This is a genomic window from Saccharothrix carnea (assembly GCF_003014735.1).
Lineage (GTDB): Bacteria > Actinomycetota > Actinomycetes > Mycobacteriales > Pseudonocardiaceae > Actinosynnema > Actinosynnema carneum.
Map to the genome: position 1 here is coordinate 1 of NZ_PYAX01000014.1, position 16,055 is coordinate 16,055.

At 73.5% G+C, this 16,055-nt stretch carries 18 protein-coding genes; 2 read left to right on the top strand and 16 right to left on the bottom strand.

Going from position 1 to position 16,055, the window contains the following annotated elements; genetic code table 11:
• Nucleotides 1-143 precede the first annotated feature (143 nt).
• The 9 genes from B0I31_RS40900 to B0I31_RS31760 form a co-directional block, all read right to left on the bottom strand.
• Nucleotides 144-1,385 (bottom strand): hypothetical protein, encoded by a 1,242-nt coding sequence (locus B0I31_RS40900; protein WP_181320605.1) that lies wholly within the window; start codon nt 1,383-1,385, stop codon nt 144-146.
• Nucleotides 1,382-1,888: a SigE family RNA polymerase sigma factor gene (locus B0I31_RS31725; protein ID WP_106619079.1), complete on the bottom strand. Its 507-nt coding sequence runs from the start codon at nt 1,886-1,888 to the stop codon at nt 1,382-1,384. Before B0I31_RS31725 ends, B0I31_RS40900 begins: the two co-directional genes overlap by 4 nt.
• A 129-nt stretch (nt 1,889-2,017) precedes the next feature.
• Nucleotides 2,018-3,088: a CU044_5270 family protein gene (locus B0I31_RS31730; protein WP_106619080.1), complete on the bottom strand. Its 1,071-nt coding sequence runs from the start codon at nt 3,086-3,088 to the stop codon at nt 2,018-2,020.
• The gene (locus B0I31_RS31735; protein WP_106619081.1) at nt 3,081-3,674 is read right to left on the bottom strand and encodes an RNA polymerase sigma factor; all 594 of its coding nucleotides are present in this window, start codon (nt 3,672-3,674) and stop codon (nt 3,081-3,083) included. The genes B0I31_RS31730 and B0I31_RS31735 overlap by 8 nt, the downstream gene beginning before the upstream one ends.
• Before the next feature lie 59 nt (nt 3,675-3,733).
• Nucleotides 3,734-4,843, bottom strand: a complete 1,110-nt coding sequence (locus B0I31_RS31740; RefSeq protein WP_106619082.1) for an ABC transporter permease — start codon at nt 4,841-4,843, stop codon at nt 3,734-3,736.
• The gene (locus tag B0I31_RS31745) at nt 4,843-5,727 is read right to left on the bottom strand and encodes an ABC transporter ATP-binding protein (RefSeq protein WP_106619083.1); all 885 of its coding nucleotides are present in this window, start codon (nt 5,725-5,727) and stop codon (nt 4,843-4,845) included. Before B0I31_RS31745 ends, B0I31_RS31740 begins: the two co-directional genes overlap by 1 nt.
• A gap of 173 nt (nt 5,728-5,900) precedes the next feature.
• Nucleotides 5,901-6,575 carry a response regulator gene (locus B0I31_RS31750; RefSeq protein ID WP_106619084.1) on the bottom strand — a complete coding sequence of 225 codons (675 nt, stop codon included), beginning with the start codon at nt 6,573-6,575 and terminating at the stop codon, nt 5,901-5,903.
• Nucleotides 6,572-7,858: a sensor histidine kinase gene (locus B0I31_RS31755; protein ID WP_106619085.1), complete on the bottom strand. Its 1,287-nt coding sequence runs from the start codon at nt 7,856-7,858 to the stop codon at nt 6,572-6,574. The genes B0I31_RS31750 and B0I31_RS31755 overlap by 4 nt, the downstream gene beginning before the upstream one ends.
• A gap of 53 nt (nt 7,859-7,911) precedes the next feature.
• Nucleotides 7,912-8,886, bottom strand: coding sequence for an aldo/keto reductase (locus B0I31_RS31760; RefSeq protein WP_219910887.1), 975 nt, complete (start codon nt 8,884-8,886; stop codon nt 7,912-7,914).
• A gap of 127 nt (nt 8,887-9,013) precedes the next feature.
• Between B0I31_RS31760 and B0I31_RS31765 the strand changes: the two genes are divergently transcribed.
• Entirely contained in the window at nt 9,014-9,826 is an 813-nt protein-coding gene (locus B0I31_RS31765) for a helix-turn-helix domain-containing protein (protein WP_106619086.1), read from the top strand.
• A 3-nt stretch (nt 9,827-9,829) separates the two neighbouring features.
• Here B0I31_RS31765 and B0I31_RS31770 read toward each other — a convergent pair whose 3' ends face one another.
• From B0I31_RS31770 to B0I31_RS31780, 3 genes are read right to left on the bottom strand one after another with little or no spacing between them, the layout of a single operon-like run.
• The gene (locus tag B0I31_RS31770; RefSeq protein WP_245950585.1) at nt 9,830-10,786 is read right to left on the bottom strand and encodes an LLM class flavin-dependent oxidoreductase; all 957 of its coding nucleotides are present in this window, start codon (nt 10,784-10,786) and stop codon (nt 9,830-9,832) included.
• 10 nt (nt 10,787-10,796) lie between these two features.
• A complete protein-coding gene (locus B0I31_RS31775; RefSeq protein WP_106619088.1) occupies nt 10,797-11,474 on the bottom strand; it encodes an SDR family NAD(P)-dependent oxidoreductase in 678 nt (225 codons plus the stop codon).
• Nucleotides 11,471-11,887: a VOC family protein gene (locus B0I31_RS31780; RefSeq protein WP_106619089.1), complete on the bottom strand. Its 417-nt coding sequence runs from the start codon at nt 11,885-11,887 to the stop codon at nt 11,471-11,473. The genes B0I31_RS31775 and B0I31_RS31780 overlap by 4 nt, the downstream gene beginning before the upstream one ends.
• Nucleotides 11,888-11,933: 46 nt before the next feature.
• Between B0I31_RS31780 and B0I31_RS31785 the strand changes: the two genes are divergently transcribed.
• Nucleotides 11,934-12,611 (top strand): GntR family transcriptional regulator, encoded by a 678-nt coding sequence (locus tag B0I31_RS31785; RefSeq protein WP_219910888.1) that lies wholly within the window; start codon nt 11,934-11,936, stop codon nt 12,609-12,611.
• On the opposite strand, the gene B0I31_RS31790 is transcribed toward B0I31_RS31785, so the two are convergent.
• The 4 genes from B0I31_RS31790 to B0I31_RS31805 are packed head-to-tail and all read right to left on the bottom strand — an operon-like array spanning nt 12,575 to nt 16,016.
• Nucleotides 12,575-13,711: an alpha/beta hydrolase family protein gene (locus B0I31_RS31790; RefSeq protein ID WP_106619091.1), complete on the bottom strand. Its 1,137-nt coding sequence runs from the start codon at nt 13,709-13,711 to the stop codon at nt 12,575-12,577. The two genes, B0I31_RS31785 and B0I31_RS31790, sit on opposite strands and share 37 nt — an antisense overlap.
• A gap of 48 nt (nt 13,712-13,759) precedes the next feature.
• Nucleotides 13,760-14,749, bottom strand: a complete 990-nt coding sequence (locus B0I31_RS31795) for an ABC transporter permease subunit (protein ID WP_106619092.1) — start codon at nt 14,747-14,749, stop codon at nt 13,760-13,762.
• Complete coding sequence (locus tag B0I31_RS31800; RefSeq protein WP_106619093.1) at nt 14,746-15,627, bottom strand: ABC transporter ATP-binding protein; 882 nt, start codon at nt 15,625-15,627, stop codon at nt 14,746-14,748. Before B0I31_RS31800 ends, B0I31_RS31795 begins: the two co-directional genes overlap by 4 nt.
• Nucleotides 15,624-16,016, bottom strand: coding sequence for a GntR family transcriptional regulator (locus tag B0I31_RS31805; protein WP_219910889.1), 393 nt, complete (start codon nt 16,014-16,016; stop codon nt 15,624-15,626). Before B0I31_RS31805 ends, B0I31_RS31800 begins: the two co-directional genes overlap by 4 nt.
• Nucleotides 16,017-16,055: the final 39 nt, after the last annotated feature.

The following is a 16,055-nucleotide window of genomic DNA, read 5'->3' on the forward strand; positions in this document are numbered from 1 at the left end:
AGGGTGTGCCGAAGGGTTCCGAGCCGAAGAAGATCGGTGAGGGCGCGGACGGCAGGAACTGCTTCTACTCACCGTCCGACATCACCTGGCGGTAGCGAGAGCGGTGGTGCGGGCGCGATGAAGTCCTCGCGCCCGCACCACGATCACCAGTGCAGGCCAGGCAGTTCCGCGATCCGGATCAGGTCCGCCTCGGTCAGGGGCGGGGTCGGCCGGGTCGGGCGGTCGGCCGCGGGGCCCATGTCGGCGACGTTGGAGCTCTGGACGGTCAGCCGGCTGCCGTCCGCCGCCTGCCCGTAGAGGTGGCGCCTGATCAGACCGTCTTCCGTCGTCGTCTCCACGGTCGCCTTGCGGCCACCGGCCAGCTCGACCACGCGGCACGCGGACCGGTCCCGGCAGGTCGGCTCACCGTCACGGGGAACGTCCACCGTCACCATCACCGAGCCGCGACCCTCCGCGTCGGTCACGGTGGCCGCCGCGCGGTAGCCGCCCTGGCTGACGCGGAACCTCAGCGCCGCCTCGTCCGAGGGGAGGTGCCGTTCGACCGTCAACCCGGGCGGGAGCGCGCCCGCCAGCACCTGGTCGAGCTCGGCCGCACGGCGGTTCGACGGGTCCGCGGGCACCGCACGGCCCACCCACTGCACCTTCAGCTGCGGCGCGGTGGCGACGGCGACCAGCTGGTCGTCGGTGAGGACCCGGTTCTTGGAGCCTGTGCCACCGGTCTCCATGACGCTCACGTACGTGCCGTCGCCGCGCCACACGTCCGCGGTGGCCAACGTCGCCTCACTGCCGGGCTCGACGGTGACGCGTGCCGTCGACCCGTCCGGCAGCGCCCTGACCGAGCACTGCGTCTCCGGCGTGAACCACCGGCACTCGCCGGGCGGCTGCCGGCCGAGCGGCCTGACGTAGACGATGACCGTCCGGTCACCGGTGAGCCCGAAGTCGCCGCCCCAGCTCGCGTCGATGGCGCACAACCGCAGCGGTGTGGCCTCGACCCCCGCGGGCAACGGCAGCGCGAACCCCGCGAACGCCTCGGTGAGCCGGGCGGACTCGGCCAGTTCCTCCGGCGTCGCGGACCCGCGTGGCTGGTCGGGGAAGCCGCCCATCCCCGCCGGCGCCGCGCAGCCAGGCGCCGGCGCGACGGACGACGTCACGCTCGTCGGCGACGTCGACAGCACCGAGGCGGGCGGGGCGGACGACGACGCGACCGTCCCGCTCACCGCGACCGCGGCCACCGCGACCACCCCCACCGCCGCCGTGGTCAGCACGCCGAACCGCCGCCGTGCCCGCCGCTTGCGCCCGTCCTGGACGACCCGCTCGAACTCCAGGCCCGACGCGGGCTCGTCCGCCAGCGCCGCCTTGATCATGTCCCGAACCTCGTCGCTCACGAGCCCTCCCACAGCACGGTCCGATTGGTCGCCAGCGCACGCCGCAGGGCGCCGAGACCCTTGGACACCTGGCTCTTCACCGTTCCCTCGCTACAGCCCAGCGCCGCCGCCGTCTCGGCGACCGGCAGGTCCTCCCAGTAGCGCAGCACGACCGCGGCACGTTGCCTGGGCGGCAGCGCGGCCAACGCGCGCCGCACGTCCATGGCCTCCTCGACCCCTGTCGCCGCCTCGGCCGGCTCCGGCACCGCCTCGACCACCGTCTCCGGCCGCCGTCCCCGCCACCGCGACTCGTCGATGACGGCCCTCACCAGCACCTTGCGCACGTACGCGTCGACCCGTCCGGACCGGTCCAACCGCCCCCAGTGCACGTACACCTTGGCCAACGCCGTCTGAGCCAGGTCCTCGGCCCGGTGCCAGTCACCGCACAACAAGAAGGCGGTCCGCCGCACGACGGCCGCCCGTGCCTCGAAGTAGGCCCGGAACTCGCGGTCCCGATCCTGCACGTGACACCTCCTCCACTCGGTCACCCCCTATACGGCGGCCGACCGCACCCCGTTGCCCGTAACTTTGGGTGATCACGGCGAAGGGCCCGTGCGCACCCCTGGCGCACGGGCCCTCCTCCGCTCCCCCGGTCAGCCGGCGGGCTGGGTGCCGATGGTGTCCACGACCCCCGTCGTCACCGAGGTGAACGACACCACGGTGCCGGTGTCGAACTCGCCGAGCCAGTCGGTCACGACCTGGCGCTCGCCGAGGAACAGCCCGGTCTCCGGGTCGATGATGATGTCGTGGCGCCGGTCGCCGTCGTCGACGCCGAGCGCGATGCCGACGCGCCCGTCCAGGTTCGCCTGCCGCTCGGTCACCTCCAGGCCGGGCAGCCTGGTCAGCGCCCGGTAGAGGGCGGCGCGCAGGTCCGCGCCGATCAGCCCGCTGCGCAGCGCGTCGGCGGCGTAGGTCAGCAGCGCGGCGTCACCCCGGTCGTCCGGCGCGTCGGCCCGCAACCGCTCGTACAGCGCGGCCGGGTCGGTCGGCAGGCCCGCCTGCCACTGCGCGGTCGGCTTCTGCCAGGAGCCGGGGTCCTCGCAGTCGGACCCGCCGAAGAAGTCGCCGCACGGTGCGCGCCACTCACCCTCCGGCCAGCGGCTGTCGGTACGCACGCCGGCCGCGTCCGCCTCCTCCGCCGTGCTGTTCACCCACTGCACGTTGCCGGTGATCTCCTGGCGCAGCAGCCACTCGTCCTCCGGGTTCGCGGGTGCCCACGTCTCCTGCAGGTGCTCGGAGAGCCAGGCGAACTCCCGGCCGTCCATCGACGTCGTCGACCCCATCCACCAGGCGTGCGTGGCGACGTAGCGGTACCGGCCGGGACCGACCGGCCCGTCCACCGCCCCGATCGCCTGCGCGGCAGCGCGGTCCAGGGTCTGCACGGCCTCGGCGGTCGCCGGTGCGGGACCGCCGAACGACACGGTCTGCACCAGCAGCGTGCCGGCGACCAGCACGGCCACGGCCGCCGCACCGGCCAGCCACCGCCGGGTGGACCGGCGCGGTCGCTTCCCGCGTGCCGGCTCGGCCTGCTCGATCGTCGTGATCAGGGCCGCCCTGGCCTCGGCGAGCACCGGCGCGGCCGTGCGGACGTCGGCCCGCAGGGTGGCCAGCGCGGAGTCCAGCTCGTCGTCGGTCCAGACGCGGCGGATGTCGTGGTCACTCATCGCCGCTCCTCGGGTGCTCGGTGTTCGACGCGTGGGTCCGCAGCCGCCGCCGCACGCGGTGCAACCGGGAGCGGACCGTGCCGACCGGGATGCCGAGCGCTTCGGCGACCTCGTTCGAGTCCAGCCCGGCCCACCCGGTCAGCAGCAGCACGTCCCGGTCGCCCGGTTCCAGCTCGACCAGCGCGTCGGCCAGCAACCGGGCCCGCGCCGAGGCGTCGACCTGGTCGGCCACCCGGTTGTCGTGGTCCTCGGCGCCCGCCGCGGACCCGGCCGCCCGTGCCGCCGCCCGCAGGCCGCGCACCTCCTGCCGCACGTGTCGGCGCAGCAGGTTGGTGGCGATGCCGTAGAGCCAGGACCGCGCCGTGCCGCGGCCGGGGTCGTACCCGGCACGGCTCTGGAACGCGATCAGGAACGTCTCGCCGACCAGGTCGTCGGCCAGGTCGCCGACCCGGCGCGCCAGGTACCGGTGCAGCGGCCCGGAGTGCCGGTCGAACAGGTGCCCGAAGATCCGCGCCGGGTGCGGTCCCGACAGGTCCGGCCGGTCGTCGGCGTCCGACGCACCACCGCCGTCCGCGTGCTCGGTCATCATCCTCACACCAGGTGTTGCCCGCAGGGCGCCGCCACGTTCACGCCGGCGCGGGTGGGCTACTCCTCCCGGGCCCACGCCTTGGACAGGGCGAGCTTGCCACCGGTGTGCAGCAGCGACCCCGAGTAGATCCGGCTCGCCAGCAGCACGGTCAGCACGACCGTCCCGGCCAGCAGCCCCAGCGCCAGCAGCGGTTCCCACACCGCCGCGTCACCGGCGAACAGCCGCACCGGCATCGCGATCGCCGACGAGAACGGCAGGAACGACAGCACGGTGAGCACGGTGGCGTTGTCGGAGAAGAACATCACGCCGAAGTACGGGCCCATCACCAGCATCATCACCAGGCCCATGCTCGAACCCAGGTCCTCCTGCCTGCTGACCAGCGAACCGGCGACCGCCCACATCGAGGCCAGCAGCACGAACCCGAACACCAGGAACGGCACGAACCAGCCCAGCGCGGGCGCGACCAGGGCCAGCAGCTCCTGGTGCCCGCCCAGCCGCAACGCGATCGGCCCGGCCACCGCGATCACCAGCACCTGGCCGATCGTGAGCAGGGAGTGCCCCGCGATCTTGCCCGCCAGCAGCGCCCGCACCGGGACCGTCGACACCAGGATCTCCACGATCCGGGTCTGCTTCTCGGTGACCGTGCTCTGCGCGATCGCCGTCCCGCTCATGCCGACGATGAGGAACACCATGGCGAACACCATGATCGCCAGCTGCCGCTGGTCCTGGCCGACCTCGGCCGGGTCGAGCAGGTCGACCGGTGGCGCGGTGCGCAACGCGGCCACCACGCTGTTCGGCGGGTCGTCGAGCGCCAGCACGCGGATGCCGGTGGCGGACTCGCCCGTCGTGTCCGGCACGACCGCCGCCTTCACCTCGTCCGCCCGGATGAGCGCCTCGGCGGCGGCCACGTCGGCGACCTCGCGCACCTCCAGACCGGTGTCGGCCAACGCCTCCGCGGCCTCCGAACCGACCGCCGCGACCTTGGTCTCACCGCCGCCGAAGACGGTCGGCAGGATCGAGATCGCGAACAGGCCGACCACGATTACGGCGAGCCCGATCCAGAAGCCCTTGGACCGCAGGAACACCTTCATCTCGCGCTCGGCGACCAACCGGGTGGCCGCGACGAAACCGCGCGACCCGCCGTCCTGCTCCGTCACGCCGGTCATCAGATGACCTCCTTGAAGATCTCGTCGAGCGTCGGGACGACGGGGGTGAAGCCGCGCACGGGCCCGCGGCGCAGGGCCGCGGCCAGGACGACCTGGTCCACGTCCGGGTCACCGTCCGGTTCGAACACCACGCGCGGGCCGTCGACGTCGACCACCCGGACACCCGGCACGTCCCGCACCCACCCCGCGTCGGAGGCCACGACCAGCTCGAACCGCGTGGTGCCGTACCGGGTACGCAGCTCGTCGCGCGCGCCGTCTGCCGCGATCCGGCCACCGGAGATGATCACCACGTCGTCGCACAGCCGTTCCACCACCGACAGCTGGTGGCTGGAGAACAGCACGGGCACGCCGTTCGCGGCACGCTCGCGCAGCACGCCGAGCACCGTCTCGACCGCGATCGGGTCCAGCCCGGAGAACGGCTCGTCCAGGATCAGCATGACCGGGTCGTGCACCAGCGCGGCGGCCACCTGGGCGCGCTGCTGGTTGCCCAGCGACAGCTCCTCGAGCTTGTCCTTGGCCCGGTGGCCGAGTTCGAGCTGGTCGAGCAGGCGGTCGGTGTTGCGCCGCGCCACGTCCCGGTCGAGGCCGTGCAGCTGGCCGAGCCAGCTGATCTGCTCGGCGACGCCCATCTTCGGGTAGAGGCCGCGTTCCTCGGGCATGTACCCGAACCGCTGCCGCACCGCGCCGGTCACCGGCGAACCCTGCCAGGACACCGTGCCGCCGTGCGCGGCGAGGACGCCGAGGACGATGCGCATGGTGGTGGTCTTGCCGGACCCGTTCGCGCCCAGGAACCCGGTCATGCGGCCGGGTCGGACCTCGAACGACACGCCGTCCAGGACCTGGTGGTCGCCGAAACTCCGGCTGACCGACGTCACTGTCAACATGACCTCAACGCTAGGTCGTGGACGGTCGCGGCACGTCCGGCGCCGGATCGACTTCGCGGGTCCTCCTCGCGGAGGACCCCGCGTGTCGAACACCCGGGTCGGGCGTGTCGAACGCTCGGGACCCCCGAGTTCCACGCTCAGGTCCGCGGGCGTCGACCACGGGAGGTTCGGCGTCAGGCCCGGCCCGGCTCCACGATCCCGTGCTCGTAGGCGAACACGACGGCGTGCGTGCGGTCGCGCAGGCCCAGCTTGGCCAGGATGCGCGACACGTGCGTCTTCACCGTCGTCTCACCCAGGAACAGCGCACCGGCGATCTCCGCGTTGCTCGCGCCACGCGCGAGGTGGACCAGCACCTCGAACTCGCGGTCGGTGAGTTCCGGCGGGCGGCGCGTCGTCGTGGCGGGCGGCACGGGTTCGGTGAACCGGGCGATGACCCGGCGGGTGACCTCCGGTGACAGCAGGGCGTCACCCCGCGCCACGACCCGCACCGAGTCGACCAGGTCCTCCGGCGAGGCGTTCTTGAGCAGGAAACCGCTCGCACCCGCCCGCAGCGCCTCGAACAGGTAGTCCTCGCGGTCGAACGTGGTGAGGATGACGACCTTGATCGGGTTGCCCGCACCCGCCGGGCCGAGGATGCGCCGGGTGGCCTCCAGCCCGTCCACGCCCGGCATCTGCACGTCCATCAGCACGACGTCCGGCTGGAGCCGGCCGACCACCTCCACCGCCTCGACGCCGTCGCGCGCCTCGCCGACGACCTCGATGTCGTCCTCGGTGCCGAGGATCACCCGGAAGCCCGCCCGGACCAGGTCCTGGTCGTCGGCGAGCACCACGCGCAAGGGGTCCGTCATGCGGGGAACCTCGCACAGACCCGGTACCCGACGTCACGGCGGGGTCCGGCTTCCAGCTCACCGCCGTGCACCGCGACCCGCTCCCGCATGCCCACCAGGCCGAACCCGGCACCGCCCGACAACCCGTTCCGCCCCCGGCCGTCGTCGGTGACCTCGACCTCCAGCGACTTCTCCAGGAACCGCACCCGCACGTCGGCCCGGCGCGCGTCCGCGTGCTTCACCACGTTCGTCAACGCCTCCTGCACGATCCGGTACACCGACAGGGCGACACCCTCCGGCACCGGCCGCGGCTCCCCGTACACCCCGTGCACCACGTCGAGCCCCGCCGACCGGGCCTGTTCCGCCAGGTCGGCCAGCTGGTCCAAGCCGGGCGACGACGTCGCGCCCGCACCCTCCCGGACCTCCTCCTCCGGGTCGGCGCGCAGCACGCCCAGCAGGCCGCGCAGTTCGCCGATGGCCGTGCGCGCGGTCTCCTCGACAGTCCGCAACGCCTCGCGGGCCAGCTCGTGGTCGCGGTCGAGCACCCGCCGTGCCGCGCCCGCCTGCACGCCCATCACCGACACGTGGTGCGCCACGACGTCGTGCAGGTCACGGGCGATGCGCACGCGTTCGGCGACGATCGCGCCCCGCGTGTTCTGCTCCTGCGACCGGCGCAACTGCTCGGCCCGGTGCTCCAGCTCGGCCTGGCGGCGGGCCGAGACCCACGCCATGTCGCCGAAGAAGTGTGCGGACAGGAAGAACAGCATGTTGAGCCCGATGCCGTAGAGCACGGTCGCGAGCACCGGGTCGAGCGGCCCGGCCGCGTCCTCGAACTGCGGTGTCGGCGCCACCAAGAACTTCACCAGCCCGTAGCCGAGCCAGCCGAACATCACCGCCATCACCGCGATCCGGGCCCACCGCGCCCGCGTCCGGTCCGGGCCCCACGCGCCCGCGCTGAAGATGGCCAGGAACAACGCGACGGACGGCACGAGGTTGTCGCCGACGCGACGCGTCTGCACCGCGATGAACACCGCGCCGACCACGAACAGCACGGTCACCGGGAAGCGCCGCCGCGCCACCAGCGGCAGGGCCAGCGCCACGCCCCAGGCGAGCTGCTCGGCCAGCGGCGGTCCGCTGTCCCAAGGGCTCGCGCCCATGCTGTTCACCAGCACCGTCATCACCACGGCACCCGCCAGCACCGCGAGCGCCAGCGAGACGTCGCGCCGCCACTGGCCCGTGGCCGGCGCGGGCCGCCGCCACCTCGCCCACTCGGGCTCGCTCTCGTGGGACTGTCCGTCCGTCATGCCCGAGAACGTAACGCGGCCACGTCCGCAGCCGCCGCCCGCGGCCTCGACCCTCAGCGCGGCTCGACCCTGGTGGCCGTGTCGCCGAACACGAACGGGGACGGCTCGCACTCGGCGATGAAGTCGCCGGGGAAGCCGAGCTCGAACGCCACCGCCGCCTCCAGCCGGCGCACGGCGTCGTCGGGCAGGGTCAGGTCCAGCGCTTCCAGGTTCTCGGTGAGCTGCGCGACGCTGCTCACGCCGACCAGCGGCAGCACGGCGCGTGACTTGGCGCGCGTCCACGCCAACGCCACCTGCGCGGGCCGTGCGCCCAGCTCGTCCGCCACCTCCCGGACGGCACGGGCGGCCGCGCGTTCCCGTTCGGTGAGCGAAGCCGGGTCCGCGCGCCTGCCCGCGGCACCGGTCAGCTTGCCCGCCGCCAGCGGTGCCCAGGCGGTCACGCTCAGGCCCAGCGCCTCGGCCATCGGCAGCAGTTCGCGCTCGACGTCGCGGGTGAGCAGGTTGTAGGGCACCTGGAGCCCGGCGAACGGTGTCCAGTCACGCCACTGCGCGAGGGTGTTGGCGCGGGCGACGACCCAGGCCGGCGCGTCCGAGATGCCGGTGTAGAGGACCTTGCCCGCGCGCACGGCGTCGTCCAACGCGCGCATGGTCTCCTCGACCGGGGTGTGCCGGTCCCAGATGTGCACCCAGTACACGTCGACGTAGTCGGTGCGCAGCCGGCGCAGGCTCCGGTCCAGCGAGGCGGCCAGGTTCTTGCGGTGGTTGCCGGAGGCGTTGGGGTCGGCGGCGTCGCGGGACAGCGTGTACTTCGTGCCGATGACGAACCGGTCGCGCCGCCGGACGATCGAGCCGAGCAGTTCCTCGCCGGCGCCGTAGGCCGACGCGGTGTCGAGCACGTTGCCGCCCGCGTCGGCGTAGGCGTCGACGATGCGGCGGGACTCGGCGGGGTCGTCGAGGGTCATGGTGCCGAGCAGGAGTTCCGACACGCGCAAACCGGTCTGGCCGAAGAGCCGGTACTTCATGGTCATGCCCCACAGCCTGGGACGGCGGGCCGGCCGGAGGGAGGCCCCCACAGGGACCCCCTCGCGACCGACAGCCTCCACCGCGTCTTCCGGCCGCTCAGCGAGGCGGCCCACCGCACTAGACTCGGCCACCATGAACGCGTTGGGCGGGTTCCTGCGAGCGCGCCGGGAGGCAATCACCCCGGCCGAGGTGGGTCTCCCGTCCGGTCCGCGCCGCCGCACACCGGGGCTGCGCCGGGCCGAGTTGGCCGCGCTGGCCGGTGTCAGCGTCGAGTACCTGACCCGGCTGGAACGCGGGCGCGACCGCCACCCGTCCGCGCAGGTGATCGGGGCGTTGGCGGACGCGTTGCGGCTGTCGTCGCACGAACGCGTCCACCTGCACCGCCTGGTGAAGGCGGGCGGCGCGGTGTGCTCGGTGGTGGCCGAGCCACGTCCCGTGCGGCCCACCGTGCTGGCGCTGCTCGACCGGCTGGAGCCGACGCCCGCGTTCGTCGCGGACGCCCAGGGCGACCTGCTCGCGTGGACCGCCGGGTTCCGCCTGCTGGCCGCACCGTCCGGTCTGCTGGACGTCGAGCGGCCCAACTTCGCGCGGTTCGTGTTCGGTGACGCCAGGGCGCGCACGTCGTTCCCGGACTGGGACCGGGTGGCCGACGACCGTGCGGCTGCGCTCCGTGCCGCCGCAGACCTCGGTGACGGCTCGGCGGCGGCCCTGGCCGAAGAGCTCTCCATCACCGCGGGCACCGACTTCGGCCGCCGCTTCACCGGCGGGTCGGTGCCCGGCGGGACGGGCGTGGAGCGCTGGCGGCACCCCGAGCACGGTGAGCTGCGGCTGGCCTACGAAACCCTGACCGTGCCCGGCGACGAGGACCACCGCCTCGTCGCCTACCTCCCGGCCGACCCGGCGACGGCGCGGGCCCTCGACGCCGCCCACGCCTACGCGTCGTAGTCCTCACAGCACCGCGGCGAGCTGTTCCACCGCCTCCAGCGGGTCCGGCCCGACCGGGACCAGCACGGCGCTGTCCACCCCGGCGGCGAAGAGTTCGGCCAGGCGGGACCTCGCGTCGGCGGCCGTGCCGGTCACGGCCAGTCGGCGCACCCACTCCTCCGGCAGGCGGCGCGCGAACTCCTCCCGGCTGTCGCACGACCGGCGCAGGGCGGCGAACTCCGCGGCGAACGGCAGCGGTGCCAGGTGTGGTGCCCAGTCCGGCTCGCCGATCCACTCCAGGCCGGTCCGCACGGCGTCGATCGCCACCGACGCGTCGGGGTGCACGGCGGCCACGTTGTAGCCGACGAGGCGGTGCGGCCGGTCCGCGTCGATGTGCGCCAACGCCGCCCGCGCGTACTCCGGCGTCGTCGGCTCGGCCAGGATCGTGCCGTCCGCCACCCGCCCCGACACGGCCAGCGAACGCGGCCCGCGCACTCCCGCCAGCACGAGAGGCGGGTGGTCGGGCACGGACGAGTCTTCCAGGCGCACGCCGTCCAGCTCGACGTACTCGCCCCGCTCCACCGACTTCCCGCGCACCAGGGCCGTCACCGCGCCCAGGTACTCCTCCAGCATCGTCAGCGGGCTGGCGGGCCACTCACCGACCGACTTCATCCAGCCCGGCATGCCGTGCCCGATGCCGATGTCGATCCGGCCGGGGAACAGCTGGGCCAGCGTCGCCGCCTCCATCGCGGCGAACGCGGCGTTGCGCGCGCCGACCGGCAGCAACCCGATGCCGACCCGGATCCGCCCGGTCGCCGCCAGCACCGCCGCGGCCTGGCCGATCCCGCCGCGGAAACCCAGGTCCTCCACCACCCACAGCTCGTCGAACCCCAGCTCGTCCGCACGCCGGGCGAACGGCAGCACCCGCGCGGGCGCCAGGTCGCGGGGCAGCATGACCCCGACCGATCCGGATGTGCTCAAGACAGCGCTCCTAGGTTCGCAAGTACGAGGCGCCGTTGAGGTCGAGCACGGCACCGGACGCCCACTCGGCCTCCGACGATGCCAGGTAGACCACCGCGGCGGCGACCTCCTCCGGCTTCGCCACCCGGCCGAACGGGCTCTGCGCCAGCACCTCGTCGGTCACCATGTCCGCCACCCGGTCGGTGCCGACGAAACCGGGCGCCACCGACGCCACCGCGATGCCGTGCGGCGCCAACGCGACCGCCAGCGACTGCCCCATCGAGTGCAACGCCGCCTTGCTCGCGCCGTACGCGGGCATCGCGGGCTCGCCGCGGAACGCGCCGCGCGAGCCGACGTTGACGATCCGCCCGCGGACACCGCGCGAGATCATGTGCCGGGCCACGCAGTACGACATGTCCGCGGCACCGAACACGTTGACCGCGAACGTGCGCCGCCACAACGCCTGCCACTGCGCGTACGGCAGGTCCACCGAGCCGAGTTCCACCAAGCCCGCGTTGTTGACCAGGACGTCGATCCCGCCGAGCGTGTCGGCGGCCGACCCGACCACCCGCTCGATCGCGTCCGGGTCGGCCAGGTCGACGTCCGCGGAGGACAGTGCGACCACCTCGTCGCCCAGTTCCCGGAACGCGTCGGCGATCGCCGCGCCGATACCGCGACTGCCGCCGGTGACCACGACACCCCGGCTCACTTGGCGAACACCTGCGACTCGTCCTTGAACGCCTTGAACTCCAGCGCGTTGCCCGCCGGGTCGCGGAAGAACATCGTCCACTGCTCACCCGGCTCACCGGCGAACCGCAGGTACGGCTCGATCACGAACTCCGTCCCGGCCGCGCGCAGCCGCTCGGCCAGCGCGTGGAACTCGTCGACCGGCAGGAGGAGGCCGAAGTGCGGCACGGGCACGTCGTGGCCGTCGACCGGGTTGCGACCGGAGTCGCCGCGCGGACCGGGCACGACGTGCGTGACGAACTGGTGGCCGTAGAAGTTCCAGTCCACCCACTTCTCGGCCGAGCGCCCCTCTTCGAGCCCGAGCACGCCGCCGTAGAACGCGCGGGCCCTGGCCAGGTCGTCGACGGGGACAGCGAGGTGGAAACCAGGTCTCATGCCTCCACCTTGACCACCGGTCCGGCTAATGTCAACATTCGACATTATGCAGCTGCGCAGGGCCGACCGGCGGGGTCTGGCGGACGAGGCCGCCGACCGGATCCGGGAAGCGATCTTCGCGGGGGTGTTCCCGCCGGGCGCGCCGGTGCGCGAGGTGGAACTGGCCGCGTCACTGGACGTCAGCCGCGGCTCGGTGCGCGAAGGCCTCGCCGTGCTGGCCCGGGAAGGGCTGGTGCGCAGCGCCTGGCACCGCGGCACCAGGGTCATCGACCTGACCGTCCAGGACGCCGAAGAGGTGTACTCGGTCCGGGCCGCCCTGGAAGGCCTCGCCGGGCGCGGCGCGATCGGCCGCGTCGACCTGGCCGCCCTCGACCGGCTCGTGGACGCCATGGCGGCACGGCTGGCCGAGGGCGCGCCGAGCGACCGGCTGCTGGCCCTCGACATGGAGTTCCACGACACGATCTACCGGGCCACCGGCAACCGGCGGCTGCTGGAGGCCTGGCACGCGGTGCGGTCCCAGGTGCACCTGTTCCAGCTCACCCGGATCCGGCTCGGCCACCACGACTACCGCGCCGTGGTCGTGGACGAGCACCGCGAGATCGTGCGGCTCCTCGACGCCGGTGACGCCGCCGAGGTCACCCGCCGCGCCGAGGAGCACGTCCACTCGGCGCTGCGGGTGCTCGTGGGTCAGCTCGACGGCTCGACCACCGAGACCTCCGGGTAGCCGGCCGACGCCCGGTCCAGCAGCGGCTGCGGCACACCGCGCAGGTGCAGGTCGAAGAACGCCCGCACGTAGGCGCGGGTGATCGCCGCGCCGCGCTCGCCGGGCACCTCCGCGCTCGGGTCGAGGCCCAGCTGCGGTGCCAGCACCCCGATGTCGGTGAACGACGGGTGCGACATGCCCGCCACCACCAGCCAGCGCTTCCACCCGGTCAGCAACGGCCAGGCGTCCGCCCAGCTCTTGACGCTGGGAGCGCCGGGCGCGAAGTTGTCCTGCCGACCCAGGAACATGACCGGCTGCGACATCCCCTCCGGCGGCACGGGCGTGGAGAGGACGCCGTCCACGTCGATCGCGGCGCGGATGCGGGCGTCGGCACGCGCGGCGCCGAGGCTGCTCGCACCGCCCGCCGAGTGGCCGCCCATGGCGATCCGCGAGGCGTCCACCAGGTTCGCGCCGCGGTGGTCGCGCAGCGGCCCGGTCAGCTGGTCCAGCACGAACGACACGTCCACCGCCCGGCCCGCGTCCAGCTTCAACCAGAACTCGTGGTCGTGGAGGACCTCGCAGGAGGCGCAGGGGGCGAACCGCCCGTCCGGGAACGCGGTGCCGACGTTCTCGTAGGTGTGGCCCACCACCGCGACGACGTAACCGTGGCTCGCCAGGTCCTCCGCCAGCGTGGTGAGCGTGGCGCGGGGCCGTTTGTAGCCCGGCGACAGCACGACCAGCGGCAGGCCGTGCCGCCGGCCGACCGGTGGCGCGTCCACGACGGCGTTGGTCCGCAGGGTGCTCAACGTGTCGGGCGGCACGGTGGTGATGCCGCCTTCCTCGAGCACCGCGGCCGACTCGGCGGGCGTCAGGTACTGCTTCTTCGGCCCGCGCGCCGACGCGGCCGGGTAGAAGAGCGAGACCATCAGCTCCCGTTTCACAGCGGGCACCCACGGATCCGGGCGGGACGCGTCGACCAGGTGCAGCGACGTGACGCCGACCGCGTGGCGGCCGGTCGGCGCGGGCAGGTGTGGCGTTCGGTCGTCCGGGGCGGGAGTGGCCGAGGCGGGAGCGGTGGAGAGCAGGAGTGCCGAGGCGATGAGGAACGTGATGCCGCGCATGGCGGTCCCCTTTCGAGGTCGGCCCAGCCGGTCACAGCGGCTGGGGAGTCAGGACAGCCGGCGCAGCCGGCCGAAGCAGAACCAGGTCACCGGCGCGGACAGGACGAGGAACAACGCCAGTTCCACCCACTGCAACGGCCAGAACCGGCTCGCCGGCTGGTAGGTCAGGTGCTGCCGGTAGCCGTGGTCGGACAGCCGGGCGAAGCACGCGTGGATCCGGTCGAGGTCCAGGTCGCGCGGGTCCTCCGCCGCCGGCGGCAGGCAGTCACCCACCACGGCGGGCAGCGGCCGGACCACGGCGCCGTTCGCGTCCACGGTCTCGTTGGTCAGCACCCACGCGCCCGCCGGTGCGAGCACGGTCAGCGCCTCGGGCGCACCCCGGCCGCCCTCCTCGGCACGGATGCCGGCGATGTTCGCCTCCGTGATCGCGACCGTCTCGCCGACCGGCGGCAGGAGGTGCGGGCGCACCGCGAGCGGCACCGCGAGCTGCACGGCGGCGTACACGACGAGGGTCACGGCCATCGCGGTCACGGTGCGGCGCAACAGGATCGCGACCGCGATCCCCAGCACGAACGCGAACGCGGCGTAACCGACGGGCGCGATCCCCCGTGCGGCGAACACCACCGGCGTCATGAGCCGCCCGAAGTTGCCCACGCGCTCCGGCACGGCCGAGGTGTCGACGGGGTCGGCCCACCAGGTGACGACCAGGCTCAGCAGTCCCGCCGTGAGCGCGGCGGCAGGCACGCCGATGCCGAGCTTGACCGCGAGCCACCGGGTGCGGGTGACGCTCTGGTTCCACACCAGGTTGTGCGTGCCCGCCTCCAGTTCCCGGGTGATCATCGGCACGCCCCAGAACACGGCGAGGAGCGCGGGCAGCCCGTTCACCGCGAACAGGCCGGCGGAGTACCAGAACTCCCCGTCGCCGGGGTCCTGCCCGCCGACGAGGCGGGTGCCCGCGAGGAGCGCGGTGACCACCGCCAGGGCCGCGTACACCGACACCAACGGGAAGCGCAGCTGCCGCCACGTCAACCACGTCATCGGACCACCTCCAGCGGCGGACGGCCGGTGCCGGGGTTGCTCATGTAGGCCAGCAGGAGGTCCTCCAGGTCGAGCTCGCCGACGTCCCAGGACGGGTCGAGGACCGGTGCCTCGGTGCGCACCAGGACGGTGGTCTGGCGGTCGGTGTGGCTCACCGAGACCACGTGCTGGTCCGCGGGCAGGGTGTCGACGTCCCGCCGCGGCCCGGTCAGCCTGCGGTGGGTGGCCAGCAGGTGCTCGACCTCGCCGGTGATCCGGACCCGGGCGTCCACCAGCACGACGAGGTGGTCGCAGACGCGTTCCAGGTCGCCGATCAGGTGCGAGGACATCACCACGCTCAGCCCGTGCTCGGCCACGGACTCCATCAGGTCCCGCAGGAACTCGCGCCGTGCCACCGGGTCGAGCGAGGCGACCGGCTCGTCCAGCAGCAGCAGTTCGGGGCGTTTCGCGATGCCGAGCGTGAGCGCGAGCTGCGCCCGCTGGCCGCCGGACAACTTGCCGGCGGGCAGTGCCGGGTCCAGTCCGATCCGGGCGATCCGGTCGCGGGCCAGGGCGTCGTCCCAGCCGGGGTTGAGGTGGGCGCCCAGGCGCAGGTGCTCCGCGACGGTCAGGTTCGCGTAGACGGGCGTGTGCTGGGCGACGAAGCCGACCTTCGCCAGCTGGGCCGGACCGCTGCCCGGCACGTCGCCGCAGACCTCGATGGTGCCGCTGGACGGCTCGACCATGCCCGCCGCGAGGCCGAGCAGCGTGGACTTGCCCGCGCCGTTCGGGCCGACCAGCCCGGTCACGTGCCCGGCCGGGAGGTCGAGGTCGCAGCCGGTCAACGCCCAGCGCCGCCGGTACTTCTTGCCCAGGCCGCGGGCACGCAGCACGGTCACGCTATGTCCTCCCTGGACGCGGAGCGAAACGTGGTGAGGAACAACGCCTCGATGCTCTCCTCGTCCAGTCCGGCGCGGCGGGCCTTGGCCAGCCAGCGCCGCAGGTCCTGGCGCAGCGGCGCGAGCGCGGCGAGCGAGGTGCCCGACAGCGTGCCCGTCACGAACGTGCCCACCCCGGGACGGGCCGCGACCAGGCCGTCGTGCTCGAGTTCGCGGTAGGCCTTGAGCACCGTGTTGGGGTTGATCGCCAGGTCGGCGACCACGTCCTTCACCTTCGGCAGCTGGTCGCCTTCGCGCAGCAGGCCGAGCCGCAGCGCGTGCCGCACCTGCCGGACCAGCTGCTGGTAGGGCGACAGGCCCGACTTGCCGTCCAAGTGGAACTCGATCACGGCTTCCTCCATTTAACTAGCTACCTAGCACTATAGGCA